Source organism: Vibrio sp. ZOR0018 (assembly GCF_963865925.1).
Taxonomy (GTDB): domain Bacteria; phylum Pseudomonadota; class Gammaproteobacteria; order Enterobacterales; family Vibrionaceae; genus Vibrio; species Vibrio anguillarum.
Genome location: NZ_CAWMCN010000157.1, coordinates 1 through 1,038, shown reverse-complemented (window position 1 = coordinate 1,038; position 1,038 = coordinate 1). Strand labels below are relative to the sequence as shown.

Below are 1,038 nucleotides of genomic sequence, written 5' to 3'. Positions count from 1 at the left end.
GACAGAATGACTGGCTACACTTTTATTGGGCAAATGGACGATAGAACAAGCGAATCACTCAACGTAAGAATGAGCAAAATTATGACCCGCTCTGACTTACCTTTTAAGACGATAACTGCTGATAACGGCACTAAATTTCACGGTTACGCACAACTTAGAAAAACATCATAACTGTCTGTTTTACTTTGCAAATCCATACCACTCATGGGAACGAGGTGCTAATGAAAACACCAATGGCTTGATACGACAATACTTACCAAAACGAACTTCCATGTCACACGTGACACAGAAGCTGTGTAATGAAATTGCACACAAATTGAATACGCGCCCACGCAAAAGACTTGGGTACCGCACACCAACGGAGTATATTCATGCGCATCTGTAGAAAGTGTCGCACTTCAAACTTGATACTAAGCCACGGGCATCGATGATTTTTCAGATTGCCATCTAAGATAGAGACCTTTAACAAACTGATGATATACCCGTGAACATTGAAGATGCTTGATTTTCCATGAACGTAGGATCATGCTAGGCGCCATGAAAATTACACTTACTCCAAAGCAGAAGTAGCAACTCGAAGAGATGCACGACTCAACTCGTGATGGTCGGGTGCGAGACCGTATTAAAGCGCTTTTACTCGCGTCTGGAGTCAGACGATGATTTCACAAGCTCTTCGTATTCACGAATCGACCGTTGTGCTCGCCATCTTAGTGATTATGTTCTCTCTGAAAAACTTAAACCTGAGAATGGTGGTAGCCAAAGTCGACTTTCTGTGACTCAGACGATGCAGCTCATTGTGCATTTGACTGAGAAAACCTACTTTCATACCCATCAAATCGTTACTTACGTCAAGACGGAGTTCGGTGTAAGCTACACCGTTGAAGGTATGAACAAGTGGTTACATCACCACGGTTTTTCATACAAAAAGCCCAAAGGCGTACCGCGCAAGCTAAAACCTGAAGAGCAGCAACCATTTATCGAGTATTACAGCGAAGTGCTTAAGTTTAACGATGCACCTGTGCTTTTTATGGATGCCGT

General features: G+C 43.0%; 2 pseudogenes. Both read left to right on the top strand.

Features of this window, described 5'->3' with window-relative positions:
* A pseudogene (locus AACR75_RS18615) lies at nt 1-385 on the top strand (IS30 family transposase); the annotation flags it as partial.
* Between the two features lie 197 nt (nt 386-582).
* Nucleotides 583-1,038 (top strand): annotated as a pseudogene (locus tag AACR75_RS17655) (winged helix-turn-helix domain-containing protein); the annotation flags it as partial.